Origin of the sequence: Streptomyces sp. NPDC006923, assembly GCF_040635655.1 — a bacterium.
Classification (GTDB): Bacteria; Actinomycetota; Actinomycetes; order Streptomycetales; family Streptomycetaceae; genus Streptomyces.
Genome location: NZ_JBEYIF010000002.1, coordinates 434594 through 451418, shown reverse-complemented (window position 1 = coordinate 451418; position 16825 = coordinate 434594). Strand labels below are relative to the sequence as shown.

The 16825-nt window shown below is 69.4% G+C and carries 15 protein-coding genes; 7 read left to right on the top strand and 8 right to left on the bottom strand.

Translation table 11 applies throughout. The features are described 5' to 3' along the window. Positions 1–185: 185 nt before the first annotated feature. Complete coding sequence (locus ABZ707_RS05265) at positions 186–1076, bottom strand: 2-hydroxy-3-oxopropionate reductase (protein ID WP_360168018.1); 891 nt, start codon at positions 1074–1076, stop codon at positions 186–188. Positions 1077–1110: 34 nt separating this feature from the next. Further along, positions 1111–1953 carry a TIM barrel protein gene (locus ABZ707_RS05260; protein WP_360168015.1) on the bottom strand — a complete coding sequence of 281 codons (843 nt, stop codon included), beginning with the start codon at positions 1951–1953 and terminating at the stop codon, positions 1111–1113. 257 nt (positions 1954–2210) lie between these two features. Between ABZ707_RS05260 and ABZ707_RS05255 the strand changes: the two genes are divergently transcribed. From ABZ707_RS05255 to ABZ707_RS05225, 7 genes are all read left to right on the top strand, one after another. After that, a complete protein-coding gene (locus ABZ707_RS05255) occupies positions 2211–2468 on the top strand; it encodes a hypothetical protein (RefSeq protein WP_360168012.1) in 258 nt (85 codons plus the stop codon). After that, the gene (locus tag ABZ707_RS05250) at positions 2465–2842 is read left to right on the top strand and encodes a helix-turn-helix domain-containing protein (protein ID WP_360168009.1); all 378 of its coding nucleotides are present in this window, start codon (positions 2465–2467) and stop codon (positions 2840–2842) included. The genes ABZ707_RS05255 and ABZ707_RS05250 overlap by 4 nt, the downstream gene beginning before the upstream one ends. Positions 2843–3041: 199 nt before the next feature. Continuing rightward, positions 3042–3614, top strand: a complete 573-nt coding sequence (gene uraD / locus ABZ707_RS05245; protein WP_360168006.1) for a 2-oxo-4-hydroxy-4-carboxy-5-ureidoimidazoline decarboxylase — start codon at positions 3042–3044, stop codon at positions 3612–3614. Beyond that, complete coding sequence (gene uraH, locus ABZ707_RS05240) at positions 3611–4030, top strand: hydroxyisourate hydrolase (RefSeq protein ID WP_360168003.1); 420 nt, start codon at positions 3611–3613, stop codon at positions 4028–4030. Before uraD ends, uraH begins: the two co-directional genes overlap by 4 nt. Positions 4031–4110: 80 nt before the next feature. Beyond that, positions 4111–5040 (top strand): factor-independent urate hydroxylase, encoded by a 930-nt coding sequence (gene pucL / locus ABZ707_RS05235; protein WP_360168000.1) that lies wholly within the window; start codon positions 4111–4113, stop codon positions 5038–5040. Between the two features lie 81 nt (positions 5041–5121). Continuing rightward, on the top strand, positions 5122–6498 hold the full coding sequence (locus tag ABZ707_RS05230) for an 8-oxoguanine deaminase (protein WP_360167997.1): 1377 nt from the start codon (positions 5122–5124) through the stop codon (positions 6496–6498). 159 nt (positions 6499–6657) lie between these two features. Further along, complete coding sequence (locus tag ABZ707_RS05225; RefSeq protein WP_360168453.1) at positions 6658–8061, top strand: nucleobase:cation symporter-2 family protein; 1404 nt, start codon at positions 6658–6660, stop codon at positions 8059–8061. Between the two features lie 86 nt (positions 8062–8147). Here the strand turns inward: ABZ707_RS05225 and ABZ707_RS05220 are convergent, their stop codons facing one another. The 6 genes from ABZ707_RS05220 to ABZ707_RS05195 all read right to left on the bottom strand — a co-directional run bounded on the left by ABZ707_RS05220 (position 8148) and on the right by ABZ707_RS05195 (position 16747). Further along, on the bottom strand, positions 8148–11414 hold the full coding sequence (locus ABZ707_RS05220) for a GH92 family glycosyl hydrolase (RefSeq protein WP_360168450.1): 3267 nt from the start codon (positions 11412–11414) through the stop codon (positions 8148–8150). Between the two features lie 792 nt (positions 11415–12206). Then, complete coding sequence (locus tag ABZ707_RS05215) at positions 12207–12845, bottom strand: TIGR03086 family metal-binding protein (protein ID WP_360167994.1); 639 nt, start codon at positions 12843–12845, stop codon at positions 12207–12209. 130 nt (positions 12846–12975) lie between these two features. Beyond that, entirely contained in the window at positions 12976–13458 is a 483-nt protein-coding gene (locus ABZ707_RS05210) for a hypothetical protein (RefSeq protein WP_360167991.1), read from the bottom strand. A gap of 525 nt (positions 13459–13983) precedes the next feature. After that, the gene (locus ABZ707_RS05205) at positions 13984–14523 is read right to left on the bottom strand and encodes a hypothetical protein (protein WP_360167988.1); all 540 of its coding nucleotides are present in this window, start codon (positions 14521–14523) and stop codon (positions 13984–13986) included. A gap of 23 nt (positions 14524–14546) precedes the next feature. Further along, positions 14547–16337 carry an alpha/beta hydrolase gene (locus tag ABZ707_RS05200; RefSeq protein ID WP_360167985.1) on the bottom strand — a complete coding sequence of 597 codons (1791 nt, stop codon included), beginning with the start codon at positions 16335–16337 and terminating at the stop codon, positions 14547–14549. Beyond that, positions 16334–16747 (bottom strand): hypothetical protein, encoded by a 414-nt coding sequence (locus ABZ707_RS05195; protein WP_360167982.1) that lies wholly within the window; start codon positions 16745–16747, stop codon positions 16334–16336. Before ABZ707_RS05195 ends, ABZ707_RS05200 begins: the two co-directional genes overlap by 4 nt. Positions 16748–16825 lie beyond the last annotated feature (78 nt).

Genomic DNA, 16825 nt, shown 5'->3' with positions numbered 1-16825 from the left:
CGGTACCGGGCGAAGCGCCGGCGTTCCGGCGGTGTCCGGGCGGGTCCGGCGGTGCTCAGGCGGAGCAGTGGGTCCGGGCGGCGGCAGCGCCTGGGCGCGACAAGGACAGGTGTCAGCGCTGCCGCTGCCCGGGTTCTGGGGGCCGGTACGCGGTTCCGGGCGGACCGACCGTCAGGGTGGTCGGGTCAGACCTGCCCGCCGGAGAGGCGCTCGACGGAGCGCAGCAGCGCCGAGTGGTCCAGACCGCCGTCGCCCTGGGCGCGCAGGGAGGCGACCAGTTGGGCGACCACGGCACCGACCGGGAGCGCGGCACCGACCTCGCGGGCGGCGTCGGTGACGATGCCCAGGTCCTTGTGGTGCAGATCGATCCGGAAGCCGGGCTTGAAGTCCCGGTTCAGGAAGTTGTCCCTCTTACGGGTGAGCACGGTCGAGCCGGCCAGGCCGCCGTTGAGGACGTCCAGCGCGGCGGTCAGATCCACGCCCGACTTCTCCAGGAAGACCACCGCCTCCGCGCACGCCTGGATATTGACCGCCACGATGAGCTGGTTGGCGGCCTTCACCGTCTGTCCCGCTCCGTGCGGGCCGCACCGCACGATGGTCTTGCCGAGGGCGTCCAGCAGTGGCCGGGCCTCCTCGAAGTCGGCCTCCTCACCGCCGACCATGATGGAGAGGACCGCCTCGACCGCCCCGGCCTCGCCGCCGGAGACCGGCGCGTCCAGGACCCGGATGCCCCGTTCCGCCGCGTTCTTCGCGAGGTCCACGGATGTCACCGGGGTGATCGAGGACATGTCGATCAGCAGCGCTCCGCGCCGGGCGTTCGCCAGGATGCCGCCCTCGCCGTACGCGACCGCCTCGACCTGGGGGGAGGCCGGGACCATCGTCACGATCACATCGGCGTCGCGCACGGCGTCCGCGACCGAGCCCGCGACCGTCCCGCCGGCCGCCGCCAGCCGCTCCAGCTTGTCCTGCTCCAGGGTGAAGCCGGTCACCGGGTAACCGGCCTTGATGAGGTTCTCGGACATGGGCGACCCCATGATCCCGAGACCTATCCATGCGACCTTGGGGAGATTGCTCATCGAGGTCCCTCTCTCAACGCACGCGTCGGAACGGTCAGTTGGCGATCCAGCCGAATGCCTCGGCGCTCGGGCGGGAGCCCGGCTTGTACTCCAGGCCCACCCAGCCCTCGTAACCGGCCTTGTCCAGGCGGTCCAGCAACTCCTGGAGCGGCAGCGATCCGGTGCCCGGTGCGCCCCGGCCGGGGTTGTCCGCGATCTGTACGTGGCCGGTCCTGGCGGTGTACCGGTCGATGACCTCGTTGAGGTCCTCGCCGTTCATCGACAGGTGGTAGAGGTCGAGCAGGAACGCGGCGTTGCCCAGCCCCGTCGCCGCGTTGACCCGGTCCACCACCGCGATCGCGGACTCCGCGCTCACCAGCGGATAGCGCGGCGATTCCGGCTTGTTGAGCGCCTCGATCAGCAGGGTCGCGCCGATCCGGCCGGCCGCGCGCGCCGCGAGTACGAGATTCTCCAGGGCGAGTGCGTCCTGGGCCGCCGGGTCGACCCCCTCGACGCGGTTGCCGTACAGCGCGTTGAGCGCCGTGCAGCCCACGGAGGCGGCGAATTCGGCCGCGACCTCGATATTGGCGCGGAAGCGGTCGGACTCCTCACCGGGCACGGAGAGCGCGCCGCGGTCGGGCCCCGGCAACCGCCCGGCGTAGAGATTCAGCCCCACCAGCCTGGTGCCGGCGTCGTCGAGCGCCTTCTTCAGCGCGTCGAGCTCGGCCCGGGGCGGGGTGGGCGTGTCGGTCCAGGGCCACCACAGCTCCACCGCGGTGAAGCCCGCGGCGGCCGCCGCCGCGGGGCGTTCCAGAAGCGGGAGCTCGGTGAAGAGGATGGACAGGTTCACATCGAAGCGCTGGTCGGCGCCGCGCCTGTCCGTGGGGTGAGGGGCCATGAGAGGTCAGGCGCTCCTTCCGTATGGCGGAAGTATTATTCTGCTTGATGGAAAGCCTGCCTGTGTGGTTCATGACTGTCAAGTGGGACCGGCCATTTTGCCGACGCCTTGCGCGGGGAGAGGCGCGGGCGATGGAGCGGCCGATTGTGCGGTGCCTCCCGGCGCGGCCGGGGTGTCCGTTAGGGTCGGGTGCGGGTTCCTGGGGCACACGGACGCCGCGACGACCCTGAATGTCCCAGTGTTTCAGTGGAGGTTCGGTGCGATTGCGAGTGGAGTTCACGACCGAACCCTTCGACCTCGACGAGGTGCCCGCCCACGCGGTGGTGGCCCGCGAGGTCGTCCAGGACGCCGAGCTGGACTCCGTCGACGTCGGCCCGTTCGGCAATACGGCGGAAGGCGGCGCGGAAGCGGTGCTGGGCACGGTGGACACCCTGCTGCGCCGGTCGCTGGCCGCCGGTGCGACGCGGATCTCGCTCCAGGTCAATGTGATCGGTGCCGGGGAGGGCGGGCGGTGACAGGACCCCGGGACCATCCGTTCGTCGAGGCGGTCAGGCCGCTGGTCGATGCCATGGGCGGCGAACTGATGGCACCCCAGGAGGCCCGGCCGGACGATGTCGTCCTCGCCTGGGAGGGCGAGGACCTGCTGGCCGTGCGGCTGCCCCAGCTTTCGGAGTCCCTCGACCGCATCTTGGCGGCCCTGGAGCGCGGGCACGGTGTGCCGCTGGCCCAACTGGACCGCAAGTCCAAGCAGTCGGTCGTCCGGGTGCTGGAGGCCAGGGGTGCCTTCGCGGTACGCCATGGCGTGGAGACGGTGGCGAGCGCGCTCGGCGTCAGTCGCTTCACCGTCTACAACTACCTCAACCGCGAGAGCGCCGCCCAGAGTGAGTAGCCGCGCCCCGGCGGCGGCTGCCGTATACAGGATTTCAACAAATTGTTGACGTGATGTGGCCGAGGGCGTTAGCGTCTTTCGTTTGGATCTGGCTGGTTCAGGGAGCGGGGTCGCGGTGCCGGGGCACGCCGGCCCAGCAAGACCCAAACGAGAGGCCCTAGCTGTGCGAAGCCCGCCCAGCAGAGCCACGGAGGCTGTCGTGACGTCGACACCGACACCGGGACTGGCCCGGTTCAACGCCCTTACGGACAGCGCGGCCCTGGCCGCACTGCACGAGGTGTGCGCCAGTCCGGCGTGGAGCGGCAAGCTGCTCAGCCGGCGCCCGTACGCCACCCTGGACGCCCTTCTGGCCGCGAGTGACGCGGCGACGGGCGCGCTGGGGACGGACGATCTGACCGAGGCGATGGCCGGCCATCCGCCGATCGGCCGGCCCGCCCCCGGAGACCCGGTCTCCTCCCGCGAGCAGCGCGGGATGTCCGGGGCCCCGGCGGAGCTCAGGGCTGAGATGCTCGAACTGAACCTCGCCTACCAGGACAGGTTCGGCCATGTCTTTCTGATCTGCGCGACCGGCGCGACGGCGGAGGAGATGCGTGACGCGCTGAAGGCCCGGATCGGCAACACACCCGAGCGGGAGCGCGCGAACGTACGCACCGAACTGGGCAAGATCAACCGGATCCGGCTGACCCGTCTGGCCGAAGGGCTCGCGGCGGAATCGCGGGAAGGATCCGGGGGAGAGCCGGAGGCACACGAGGAGGGAGACCGGCGGTCATGAACACCGACACCACCACCTCGGTGTCCACGCACATCCTGGACACCAGCGCCGGGCGCCCCGCCGTGGGCGTCGCCGTCACCCTCGCCGCCCGGGGCGGCCCGTACGAGGACTGGTCAGCGCTCGGGGGTTCGCGGACCGGAGCGGACGGGCGCTGCAAGGACCTGCCGACGCTGCCGGAGGGCACCACGCAGGTGCGTCTCGCGTTCGAGACGGAGGGGTACCTCGCCTCCGAAGCATCCGAAGCATCCGAAGCCTCGGAAAGAGCCGGGGCGGGCCAGGCGGCTCCTCGGCCGGGGGACGGCGAATCGCCGTTCTTCCCCGAGGTCACGGTCACCTTCACCGTCAGCCCCGGCGAGCACTACCACGTACCGCTGCTGCTCAGTCCGTTCGGCTATTCCGTCTACCGGGGGAGCTGAGCGCTGTCCCGGCAGACGGGGCGGGACGACGCCGTGAGGTGCGGCGCCCGGCAGGATCCGTAAGGGAGGTTCCACCAGACATGCCCACGATTCTCGGTCAGAACCAGTACGGCAAGGCGGAGACCCGCGTCGTCAGGATCACGCGGCACGGCCGGACGCATCACATCAAGGACCTGAATGTCTCGGTCGCGCTCTCCGGCGATCTCGACGAGGTGCACTACTCCGGCTCGAACGCCCATGTCCTGCCGACCGACACCACCAAGAACACGGTGTACGCGTTCGCCAAGGAGCACGGCATCGAGTCGGCGGAGCAGTTCGGCATACGGCTGGCCCGGCACTTCGTGACCAGCCAGGAGCCGATACACCGGGCGCGCATACGGATCGAGGAGTACGCCTGGGAGCGCATCGGCACCTCCGGCGGCGACTCCGGGACCGGCGCGGACGAGACCGGGCACTCCTTCGTCCGCAAGGGCCAGGAGACCCGGGTCGCCCAGATCACCTTCGACGGGGAGAAATGGGAGGTCATCTCCGGTCTGAAGGATCTGACCGTGATGAATACGACGGATTCGGAGTTCTGGGGCTTCGTCAGGGACACGTACACAACGCTCCAGGAGACGCATGACCGCGTCCTCGCGACCGAGGTGTCCGCCAGATGGCGTTACGGCTGGTCGGGCGGGGACGAGACGATGCCGGACTGGGACGACTCCTACGAGCAGGCCAGGAGGCAACTGCTCGGGGCCTTCGCGCGGACGTACTCCCTCTCGCTCCAGCAGACCCTCTACCAGATGGGCTCGGGGATCATCGAAAGCCGCGACGAGATCGACGAGATCCGGTTCTCGCTGCCGAACAAACATCACTTCCTTGTTGATCTTGAGCCGTTCGGGCTCACGAACGAGACCGCCGACGGCGCTGTCTACTTCGCGGCCGACCGTCCGTACGGGCTGATCGAGGCCACGGTCCTGCGCGACGGGACCGAGCCGCGGATCCCGCACGACATGACCAATCTCTGAGCTCCGCCTCACCGGAAGTCACCGGCAGCCCGCGGTCACCCGGAAGTCACCGGAAGCCCGACGTCAGGAAGAGGGATCACCATGGCGGCCTCGCGCATCGTCATCGAGAACTGCGCCATCGCGACCGTGGACGCACGGGACACCGAGTACGCCTCGGGTCATGTCGTCGTCGCGGACAGCCGGATCGAGTCGGTCGGCGCGGGCCGGGCCCCGGCCGGTCTGGAGAATGTGGTCCGCCGTATCGACGGCACCGGCCACCTCGTCACACCGGGCCTGATCAATACGCACCACCACTTCTACCAGTGGATCACCCGTGGACTCGCCACCGACCAGAATCTGTTCGACTGGCTGGTCGCGCTGTATCCGGTCTGGGCGCGTATCGACGAGCCGATGGTCCGCGCGGCCGCGCGGGGCTCTCTCGCGATGATGGCGCGCGGCGGAGTCACCACCGCGATGGACCACCACTACGTCTATCCGCGTGGCTCGGGCGATCTGTCCGGGGCGATCATCGGGGCCGCCGCCGAGACGGGCGTACGCTTCACCCTCGCCCGCGGCTCCATGGACCGGGGGACGTCGGACGGCGGTCTGCCGCCGGACTTCGCGGTGGAGTCCCTCGAAGACGCGCTCGCCGCGACCGAGGAGACCATCGACACGTACCACGACACCTCCTTCGACGCGATGACCCAGATCGCGGTCGCGCCGTGCTCGCCGTTCTCCGTCTCCACCGAACTCCTCAAGCAGGGGGCGGAGCTGGCTCGCGGCAAGAGCGTGCGGCTGCACACCCATGGCAGCGAGACCGTGGAGGAGGAGCAGTTCTGCAAGGAGCGGTTCGGCATGGGACCGACCGACTACTTCGAGTCGGCCGGCTGGCTCGGCCCCGATGTGTGGATGGCCCACTGCGTCCATATGAACGATTCCGACATCGCGGCCTTCGCCCGCACCGGCACCGGCGTCGCGCACTGCCCGTCCTCGAACGCCCGGCTGGGCGCCGGTATCGCCCGGGTCCCCGACATGCTCAAGGCCGGTGTGCCGGTCGGCCTCGGCGTTGACGGCACCGCCTCCAACGAGTCGGGCGAACTCCACACCGAGCTGCGCAACGCGCTTCTGATCAACCGGCTCGGCGCCCATCGCGAGGCCGCGCTGACCGCCCGTCAGGCGCTGCGTCTCGGTACCCACGGTGGCGCGCGGGTGCTCGGCCGCGCGCACCAGACAGGATCGATCGAGCCAGGCAAGCTCGCCGACCTCGTGCTGTGGAAACTGGACACGCTGGCCCATGCCTCCATCGCGGACCCGGTCGTCGCACTGGTCTTCGGAGCGGCGGCCCCGGTGACGCTCTCCCTCGTCGGCGGACGGACCGTCGTCGAGGACAACCGCCTGACCACGGTGGACGAGGACGAGATCGCCCGCGCCACACGGAGCGAGGCCCGACGCCTCGCGCGGATCGCCGCGGGGGACTGACGCGGCGCCGCCCCAGCACCGGGACCACCTCCCTGACAACCGCGTCGCCACGACGCGCAACCGACCGGAGGAACAGCCGTGGCCAGTCGGCCCAGGACCGGCAAGCTTCGAACGGGACGCGGTGAGGAGGACACGCGCGCCGCCGATACCGACCCCTGCATAGCCGCCGGCAGCGAAACGGGCGGGGAAACCGGCACCGCCGCCGGCCGGAGGCATCCGGTCGACGAGAGGCTCCCGGCCGGTAAAACATTCACCGGCGGCCTCCAGCATGTGGCCGCCATGTACGCCGGTGTGGTGGCGCCACCCATGATCGTGGGCCCTGCCGTGGGCCTCGACGCCCGGGACACCGCGTTCCTGATGGGCGCGAGCCTCTTCACCGCGGGAATGGCCACCCTCCTCCAGACCCTCGGCCTCTGGAAGGTTGGCGCGCGGCTGCCGTTTGTGAACGGGGTCTCCTTCGCCGGTGTGACCCCGATGATCGCCATCGGCAAGGAGCGCGGCGCCGACGGACTCCCCGTTATCTTCGGCGCGATCATCGTCGCCGGTCTGCTGGGCTTTGTCCTTACTCCGTACTTCTCGAAGCTCGTCCGCTTCTTCCCGCCCGTGGTCACCGGCACCGTCATCACCCTGATAGGTGTCTCGCTGCTTCCCGTGGCCTTCACCTGGGCGGGCGGTGGCGATACCTCCGCCGCGGACCACGGCTCGATCCGGAACATCGCGATGGCCGCACTCACCCTGGTCGTGGTGCTGGCACTGCGTAAACTGCTGCGCGGCTTCCTCCAGCAGATCGCCATCCTGCTCGGCCTTGTCGCGGGCACGGTCGTCGCGATCCCGCTCGGGATGACCAGCACCGACGCCATCGAGGACGCCGCCCTGATCGGCTTCCCGGCGCCGTTCCACTTCGGTGCTCCGCAGTTCGAGGTCGCGGCCGTCATCTCCATGTGCGTCGTGATGCTCGTCTGTATGACCGAGTCCACCGCCGACATGCTCGCCCTCGGCAGGATCGTGGAGCGGCCGGCGGACGAGCGGACCATCAGGGCCGGACTGCGCGCCGACACCCTCGGCAGCGCCGTCAGCCCGCTGTTCAACGGCTTCATGTGCAGCGCCTTCGCACAGAACATCGGTCTGGTCGCCATGACCGGGGTCCGCAGCCGCTTCGTTGTCGCGGCCGGCGGCGGCATCCTGGTCCTGCTGGGCCTCTGCCCGGTCCTGGCCTCCGTGATCGCACTCGTCCCGCTGCCGGTCCTCGGCGGCGCCGGCATCGTCCTCTTCGGCTCCGTCGCCGCGAGCGGCATCCAGACCCTGGCCACCGCCGCGCTGGAGAAGGGCGAGAACGCGCTGATCGTCGCGGCGGCCGTCGGTATCGGGCTGATCCCGATCGCCGCACCTGACTTCTACCGCGCCTTTCCTGAGGACCTGATGGTGGTGCTCGACTCGGGCATCAGCACCGGATGCGTGGTGGCCGTCGTCCTCAACCTGGTCTTCAACCACCTCGGCCGGAAGCGCCGCCCGGAGACGGAACCCGCCGAGCCCGCTCCGGCGCCGTCCGTCACCGCGCCCTGACACCGCGCCGAGAGCGCCCGGAGCGTGAACGCCGACGGCCCGCACCGCTTGTGGCGGTGCGGGCCGTCGGCGTTCAACGGGTCCGGTCAGGCGGTCGCCACCGCGAACACGTGGATCGTGCCACCGGAGGTCGTGTCCGGCAGGGTCACGCTCGCCAGCGTCTTACCGGCGGCCAGTTCGATCGGCGCCGTGGCGAAGACATCCGTGCCCACCGGGTCCGTACCGCCGCCCGAGACATCGCGGTACGTGGTGTGCACGGCCACCGTGTTGCCGAACTGAGGCTGTCCGGAACCGCCGTTCAGCGTCCAGTCGCTGAAACCGATCTCCGCCCGCTGGGTCGTACCGTCGGTGTACGTCAGCGTCACGGTCCCGGTGGTGGCGCCATTGGCGGCGCTGCCCAGCAGACTCAGCTTCGTGGCGTCGGCGGACGCCGGGACATCCAGCACCTGGCCTCCCCCGACGACCTCGATGTTGTCCGGCTCACCGGCGTTGACCTCCGGCCAGAGGAAGTCGAACCCGGCGGCGGAGACGGTGCCACCGGGCTTGGCTCCCGCGGCGGCGAGCGACGCGGCCGAGTAACTCCAGCCGCCACCGTCGAAGTTGGCCCCGGGGTTCGTGTCGTCGGCGGAGATGCCGTTGTTGTTGAGATTCCACAGCACGCTGTTCCGTGCGGCGACCGTCACCGCCAGCGATCCCTTCGGCAGCGCGGCGCCGGAGGAGGAGGTGAAGGTCACCGGGACGGAGTAGAAGCCCGGCCGGGTGCCGGCCGAGGCCGTGACGGAGATCTTGGCGCTGCCCAGACCGCCGCCCGGTACCGCGAAGTCACCTTCGGACGGGGTCACCGTGACACCGGCAGGCGCGGTGGCCTCCCAGTGCACCGTGGTGGCCGCGTCCTGCAACGACTGCACCTTGACGGTCGAGTCCGCCGCCGCGCCGCCGGGCTCGGCCTTCACCAGTCCCGGGCTGGTCCCCGTGAAGAACGGCACTCCGCCCTCGCGGAAGGACGGCGGGACATCGGCGGGCGCGCTGCCCCAGGAGGTGTTCGGCTTGCTCCCCAGGGTGTAGTCCAGGGTGCCGCCGCGAGTGACGAAGGACGCCGGGACCCACGGCTTGCCGGACTTCTTGCCGTTGGTCCGCAGCGACTGGATGTACTTGTTGTCCGCGGAGGCCTGGGGGGCGTTGACCGTGATCGTCTTGCCGTGGCCGGTACGGATCACGGCGTGCGGGAAGAGCGGCGCGGACAGCACCAGGTCGGCGCGGCTGGGGACCTGCGGATACATGCCCAGTGCGGAGAAGACGTACCAGGACGACATCGTCCCCGCGTCGTCATTGCCCGGGATGCCGCCCGGCGCGTCGGTCCACAGCGTGTCCATCTCCGCGCGGACCGTCTCCTGTGTCTTCCAGGGCGAGCCCAGGTAGTTGTAGAGATACGGCGTGTTGATGTCGGGCTCATTGGTCGGGTCGTACCGGGTGGGGTCCTTGGCCGAGAAGTCGAAGGCGCCGTCCGGGGTACGGAAGAACGCGTCGAGCCGCGCCTCCGCCGCCTCGGGACCACCCATGGCGCGGGCGAGGCCGGCCACGTCGGAGTAGACCATCCAGGTGTAGCGGGCGCTGCTGCCTTCGACGAATCCGCTCTCGGTGCCGGGGCTGAACGATCCGCCGGCCCATGTCCCGTCGGACTTGCGGTCACGCATGTAGCCGGCGCCGGGGGTGGCGTTCGGGTCGAAGACGTTCATCCAGTTCCCGGAGCGCTCCAGGAACTTCTTCTGGTTTGCCCGGTCGCCGGTGTGACGGGCGAGTTCGGACAGGCCGTAGTCGGCCGCCGCGTCCTCCAGGGTCTCCGCCGCTCCGCCCCAGCAGTGGCAGCCGTCGGCCGGTACGTACCCGAGGGCCAGGTACTTGTCGAGCGCCGGGCGCTGGCCCACACACTCCACATTGCAGCCCGCGCTGTCGGAGTCGTTCGCCGTCGGCACGGTCGCGGCCTTGATCAGCGACCGCAGGGCGCCCTTGACGTCGAAGTCATGGCCGCCGAAGGCATAGATGCCGGCCAGCGCCGCGTCCGACGGGTCGCCGGACATCACGCTTGTCTTGCCGTTCTGCAGCAGCCAGCGGTCCCATTCGCCGTCGCGCTGCCCGGCATAGTTGAACAGGGACTGCGCGTAGTCGCTGCCGGCCTTCGGGTTGAGCAGGGTCATCAACTGCACCTGCGCGCGGTACTGGTCCCAGCCGGAGAACGTGCCGTACTGCGCCTTCTGCCCCTTGGCCAGCTTGTGCGGCTTGCGGTCGGCGCCGAGATACCGGCCGTCGACATCGCTGGTCAGGGTGGGTTCGAGCATCGAGTGGTAGAGCGCCGTGTAGAACGTGGTGCGCTGTGCGTCGGTGCCGCCGCTCACCTTGATCTTGTTCAGCTCGTCCTGCCACGCTCCGGCCGCCGCCGAGGCGACACCGTCGAAGCTCTTGTGCGGCGGGTTCTCGGCGCGGAGGTTGGCCTCGGCGTTCTCCGGGCTCACATAGGAGATCGCCACCTTCGCGCCGACCTCGCGCGTCCCCTTGCCGAAGGTGACGTACGCGCCCGAGCCCTTGCCCGCCACCGGGTTGCCGGACGAGCTGAAGCCCGTACCCCCGGTGGCCGAGGTGGAGCCGGGCCGCACCGTCCCGTCCGTCCAGGTGCCGACCTTGGCGAACGGCCGGTCGAAGTGGGCGGTGAAGTACAGCGTGTACAGGTCCTTGCGGTTGTTCGCGCTCTGCGGGCCGCAGAAGTTGCCCGCGCTCACCGAACCGGTCACGGTCCTGGCGGCGGCGTCCACCCGTACGGTGGCGTCGGTGCTGCCGCTCTCGGAGTTGGATGTGCGGAACAGCATGCTGGCCGGCTTGTCGGCCGGGAAACCGAACCGTCCTGAACCGGTCCGGGAGGTCGCGGTCAGCTCCGCGGACGCGCCGCTGTCCAGGCCGACCTTGTAGTAGCCGGGCCGCGCCGTCTCGTTGCTGTGGGAGAAGGTGCTCGCGTACGTGGCGTCGGTGGTGTCGGCCGTGGGCGAGGAGTCGACTTCCCCCACGTACGGCATGACCGGGATGTCACCGTTGGCCCCGGAGCAGCCGACACCGTTGAGATGCGTGAGGCTGAAGCCCCGGATCTTTGTCGCGTCGTACTGGTAGCCGCCCGGAGCGGGTGTCGAGACCTGGTTGCCGCGGGAGTTCTGCGGACTCCATGCCAGCATGCCGAACGGCGTCACCGCGCCCGGATAGGTGTTGCCCGCGTTCGACGAGCCGATCAGCGGATCGACGTACGAGACCGGGTTCTTGACTTCGCCGCGTCCGGACGCGGCCGAGGCGGGTGCGACGGCCGTGGCCATCGCCAGGGCCGCCACGGCGACCGCCGCGACGGAGCCGAGAAGCCGGGGTCTCGGGAGAGCCCGGCCGTTCGGATGGGTCCGGCGCACACGCCGACCGAGTGAGTCTGACACCGTTCCTGCCCTTCATGTGTGACGGAAGGTGGGCGCGCCGGAAGCGGGCGCGCCGTTCTCCACCCGGAAGTGGCCTGCCGACAACGTTGTCAGTGAACGGACAGGATGCTCCTCCGAGCGATCAGGAAGTGTCAAGGGTTTCCGGAATACGACATTCGGCTGTCGAGTGGGCGGCTCGCCGGCGCGCCGTGGGGCCTGATGGGGAGCCAGGAATCGCCGCTACGGGAGGAAACCGCCGGTGCGCGTCCGGGGTGCGAAGGGCACGGACCCGCACGGGCCGCTGAAGCGGGCCGGTCGGGCACCGATCTGGCCGGCCTGCTCCTCACCTGTCCGGACCCGACCTGCTTCTCACCCGTCCGGAGCCGACCTGCTTCTCACCTGTCTGGGACAGGACATCGACCCGGGCACGGAAGGAGAGATCGTTCCTGCGGACTCCCGGCCTCAGGGGCGGCCAGAGCCCTCCTGCGCGCAGTGCCGGCCGGCGCATCGCATCGTCCATGCCTCGCCCATGGCGACCTGACGCCCCGGAGACCGGCCGCCCGGCCGGTTCCTGACCGAGGCGTCAGGCCCGGACCGACCGGCCACAGGGCCCCCCGGCCCTTGGACGGTCAGTCCGGCTTGGCGGAGGCGAGGCAACGGGTGGTGGTGAGCCGGGCGGGCCCCGTTGCGCTGCCTTCCCCCTTATGCCCCCGGCTTCCAGTCCGGGCGTCGGCCGGTCAGACCCACCACCCGGTCCAGCAGCGGGGCGTCCTCGGGGACCTCGACCGGGGGCCCGAAGGGACCGTCGGCGGGGCGGTCCTGTTCCGGCCCCGACCCGAGGGCCGGCATCGTGTACAGCGCTTGGAGGCTCGCCTCGTCGGGGGCGTAGGGCTGGCCGGTACTCCGCGCCAGGTCCCAGCCGTGGACGAGCACCTCGTTCAGCCCCACGAGCCCCGTCACCGCACCCGGCAGATCGACACCGCCGATCCGGGTGTCCCCCCGCCACGCCGCGGGGGAGCGCCAGGCGGTCGCGAACTCGTCGAGCTGCCTGGGCAGGATGTCACGCCAGTCGTCCGCCAGCGCGGGCGCCGGCCCCGAGCCGGGAGGCGTATCGGTCGTCGGGCCCAGCTTCTTGTGGGCGGCGTCCCGGAAGCCGACCGTCAGTCCGATCAGATGCGCGAGGATGTCTCCCACCGTGTATTCGGGACAGGGCGTCGGCCCGCCGAGCTGGTCGTCGGTGATCGCGTGGAGCAGCCCGGCCACCCCGCGGCACACGGGCGCGAGATCGGGCAGGCCGGTGCCCGCGTCGGTCGTGTCGTTCGTCTCCGGTTTCGTTTCCATACAGGGCAGACCGGGACCGCCGTCAAAACTCATCGCTGCGGCGTGGCCTGTTCACTGGGCTGCCCTCCTGTGGTGCCCGCGCGGACGTCTGCCGAGCATCGCGACCGGCGGGCCGTAGGCTGTCGCCGTCTCAGTAGATGCCGTTGAGGTCGGTGCCCTCGGGGGCGCGGAAGCACCCGGAGACGACGTTGACCAGGATCAGGGGTTCATCGTCCGCGGACACGTGGTCCTTCTCCGGCTCACCACCGATATTGAGCTCAGCGTTGACGGAGAAGCGCTCCTTCTCGAAGTCTGCGGTGAGTTCGAGGGTTCTAGCGGCGCTCTTGTTCGGGCCGTACTCGACGATCTTCCAGCCGCGCTTGGGAAGGTTTTCCCTGAGGCGGGCGAAGCCCTGCTTCAATTCCTCTTCGGACACGCCATAGAGCGACCACGGGTGGCGGGAGAGGAAGAGCCGCTCGGGGTCCTGTTCACAGGGGGAGATACTTGGACCGGGCTCGGTGGTCTTGCCCTGCTTGATGCCGATCATGTCGAAAATCTGGCTGGAGACGTCCTTCGTTTTGGACCGGGCCTCCTCGACGCCGAGCGTGGTGGGCGTGTATCCGAGATCGTCCATGTTCTTGGAGCATCCCATCGTGATGGTGGCGAGAGCGAGAGCGGAGAGAAGTACGCCGAGCGGGCGACTCTGGCTCCTCTTGGTGTTGGGCGCCACTAGGGTCTTTCGTTTGGGTCTGGCTGGGTCAGGGAGCGAGGTCCGGTGCTGTGGATCGCAAGGCGGAGGAGGGAGCCGACGCAGAGCGTCGGAGACCGACAACAACGCTGCGAGGCGCGGTGCCGGGGCACGCGAGCCCAGCGAGAACCAAACGAGAGGCCCCGGTCCTCTTCCACGCGGGAGTACGTGCCGGTGACAACGTAGGCCTGGTTCTTCAGACTCAAGGAGTCCCGATTTTCAGAAGTCGCTGTGGCCGCTGGTGTCGACATCCATCCGGTGGGCGCCGAATGCCTCGTCACAGGAGACAGCGGCACACCGCCCGTGTGTACGCCTTCGTCTGCAACAGCCACGGGGGCACTCGGCACTCGTAGGTGAACAGCCTGGCGTCTGTCCCGCGTCACGACCGGCGGTCCGTAGGCTGTCGCCGTCTCAGTAGATGCCGTTGAGGTCGGTGCCCTCGGGGGCGCGGAAGCACCCGGAGACGACGTTGACCAGGATTAGGGGCTGCTCCTTGCCGGATTCTCCTGTGACGCGCAGTTCGGCGTTGACCGCGTAGTGGTCTGTCTCGGAGTCCGCCGTGAGTTCGAGGTTCTTGTTGGCGCTTGAATTGGGTCCGTATTCGACGATCTTCCAGCCGCGTTTGGGCAGGGCCTCCTTGAGTCGCTGGAAACCTTGTGTCAGTTCGTCGGGAGAAACGCCGTAGAGCGACCACGGGTGACGTGACATGAAGAGATGCTCGGAGTCCTCATCGCAGGTGGAGACGCCGGGGCCGGGCTCGGTCGTCTTGCCCTGCTTGATGCCGATCATGTCGAAGATCTGGCTGGAGATGTTCTTCGTCCTGGCCCGGGCCTCTTCGACACCGAGTGTGACGGGGGTATAGCCGAGGTCGTCCACGTTCTTCGAGCATCCTGTCGTGAGGGTTGCCAGGGCAAGGGCGGAGGTGAGCACACCGAGTGAGGGCCGTCGCAATTTGCCAGTACCAAGGGGCGGCATCAATCGTCCTCTTTCACGTCTGCGTAGTGACCCACGACGACAGCAGCCTGGTTCTTCAGACTCAAGGAGTCCCGCTTCCAGTAGTCGCTGTGGCCGCTGGTGTCGACGTCCATCCGGTGGGCGCCGAATGCCTCGTCGGAGGGCACGGTCTGGATCGGGCCGGCGGCGTACGGGATGCCGTTCCAGGTCTGTACGCCCCACTTGAGGCCGCCCAGCCCGGCGGCCTTTCCGCCGAGGGGGACCAGGTCGTCGCCGGCGGCCTCGGACCAGACATGATTCTTGCCGGCGTCGAGGTCGCCGGCCTCGGCGGTCATCATGCCGGGACTCCCCGCGACCACGATGTCGTCGGCGGAGAGATCACCCCTGTTGGAGGCGTCGCCGACGACGGTGGAACCGTAGCTGTGGCCGATGACGGTGGTGTGGCTGCCGTCGGGGCCGCCTTGCGTGGTCTCCAGTCCGTCCATGAAGGAGTTCAGCTTCGGCGATCCGTCGTACGCCCACTGTTTCTGCATGGCCTCGGGAACAATGGACTGCGGCGCGTCGTAACCCAGCCAGGTGATGGTCGAGAGTGACTTATCGGGGGCTTGGGAATGGGCCTCTTTCCACAACTCGGTCATCCGGTCGATGTCACCACCGATGCCTCCGAGCTTCGATGTCGTGCCCGGTACGTACACTGCCGTGTGATCCGACGTGTCCGGGTTGCCGTTGGCGACGATCGCATGGCCATTGCCCCTGGTGTCGAAGCCCAGCAGGAACGCCGGCGGGAGACCGGACGAAGGCGGCGCGTCGAATCGCTTCTGGATCGCGTCCATCCCTTTGATCTGGGCCTGGAGCCGCGAGCGGGTTTTGTCCCAGGTGCTCCACGCCGGGTTGACCATGGAGATCCCGTACGGGCCACCGTTCGGGTCCTTGAGCATCTTGGGCGGCTCCGGCCCCAGTCCGTCCAGGCTCAGCCGGGCCTGGGCGCGCGTTTCGGCCAGCACCATACGGTTGGCGTCGTCCCGGACAGCGCTGGGAACGCCGTCGAGGGCGCCCACTTCGGCCGGGTAGAGAGTCGCGTACTCGTCGCGCTGCTCCTGGGTGAGCCCGTTCCACCAACTGGCATTCTCAGCGGCGGACTTTCCCTTGGGGATGGCCGATTCCGCCGCGTACTTCCCGGCCGCCTCCCGCAGCGCCCTGGTGTCCTGGGCCGCGTCCGCGAGCATGGCGTCCGTGACATCCAGGCCACCGGTGGTCTTCAGCGCGCGCAGGACGCCCGCGTACCGGCCGTCGATCTCGGCGGCCTCACTGACCGCGCCTGCGATGCGTTCCGCGATGTCCTCGGCGTCGGCCCTGCTGGGGTCGCCTCCGCCTTCAGCCCTGCCGGGCAGCAGCGGGACGGGCGCTCCGGGTGTGGCGGTGCCGTTGCCGGGCGCGAGCGGGACGACGACGGAGACGGGATACTCGACGGAGCCGTCCGGACGCACCGTGAACTTGCGGCTCTCGGCGTCCTCCAGTGCCTGCTTGAGCTTTTTCTGCGGCGCGGCGAGTTCGGCGGCCAGCCCGTTCAGGGCGGTACGGATCAGTCCGCACTCGGTGTGGATGTACTGGTAGTTGCGGCTGAGCCGGGACAGGTCGCCGGTGGCCCTGGTGGCGGTCTCGCCGACCTGGGTCTCGCGGAGGGTGCCGAGCATCTCGTTGTCGACCCGGTCCTTGGCGGCGTTGGCGCGCCCCGAGATCTTGCCCCAGCCGTCCGCCGCGTCCTCGTACTCGGAGAGCCGCACATCACGTAACTGCTGCCAGGTGGTCACCGCGGACCCCCGCCCGTGAACCGCTGCTTGGTCTGTGCCTCCTGCTCGCCGAATTCCTTCCCGGCGCTTCTGAGCGCCCCTTCGAGGCGTGAGCATTCGTCGCGTACGGAGGTGAGGCGCTCCGCCCACGACGTACGTACTTCCTCCAGCGCGGCCGTGCCCGCGAAACCGCGTGCCCCGCTGCTGACGCCCTCCGACGCGGTGCCAAGTTCGGTCAGGCAGGCGGCGGACGAGGTGCCCAGTTCGCCGGCGACGGCGGAGGCTGCGGTCCAGGGGCCCTGGCCGGCCTTGAGGTCCGGGCCACCGCCGTCGTCTGCGCCGCCGCCCCGCGTCCCGGCCGAGGCCAGGACGGTCCTCGCCCCGGAGCTCTCGTCACCGAGCAGATCTGCCCATTTCCCATTGAGCGCCATGTTTGTTCCCCCGTGACTTCCGTCCGTGTGCGTTACCCGCGTGATTGGATGCCGTGCTTCAGTGACCCCAGGAGTCCA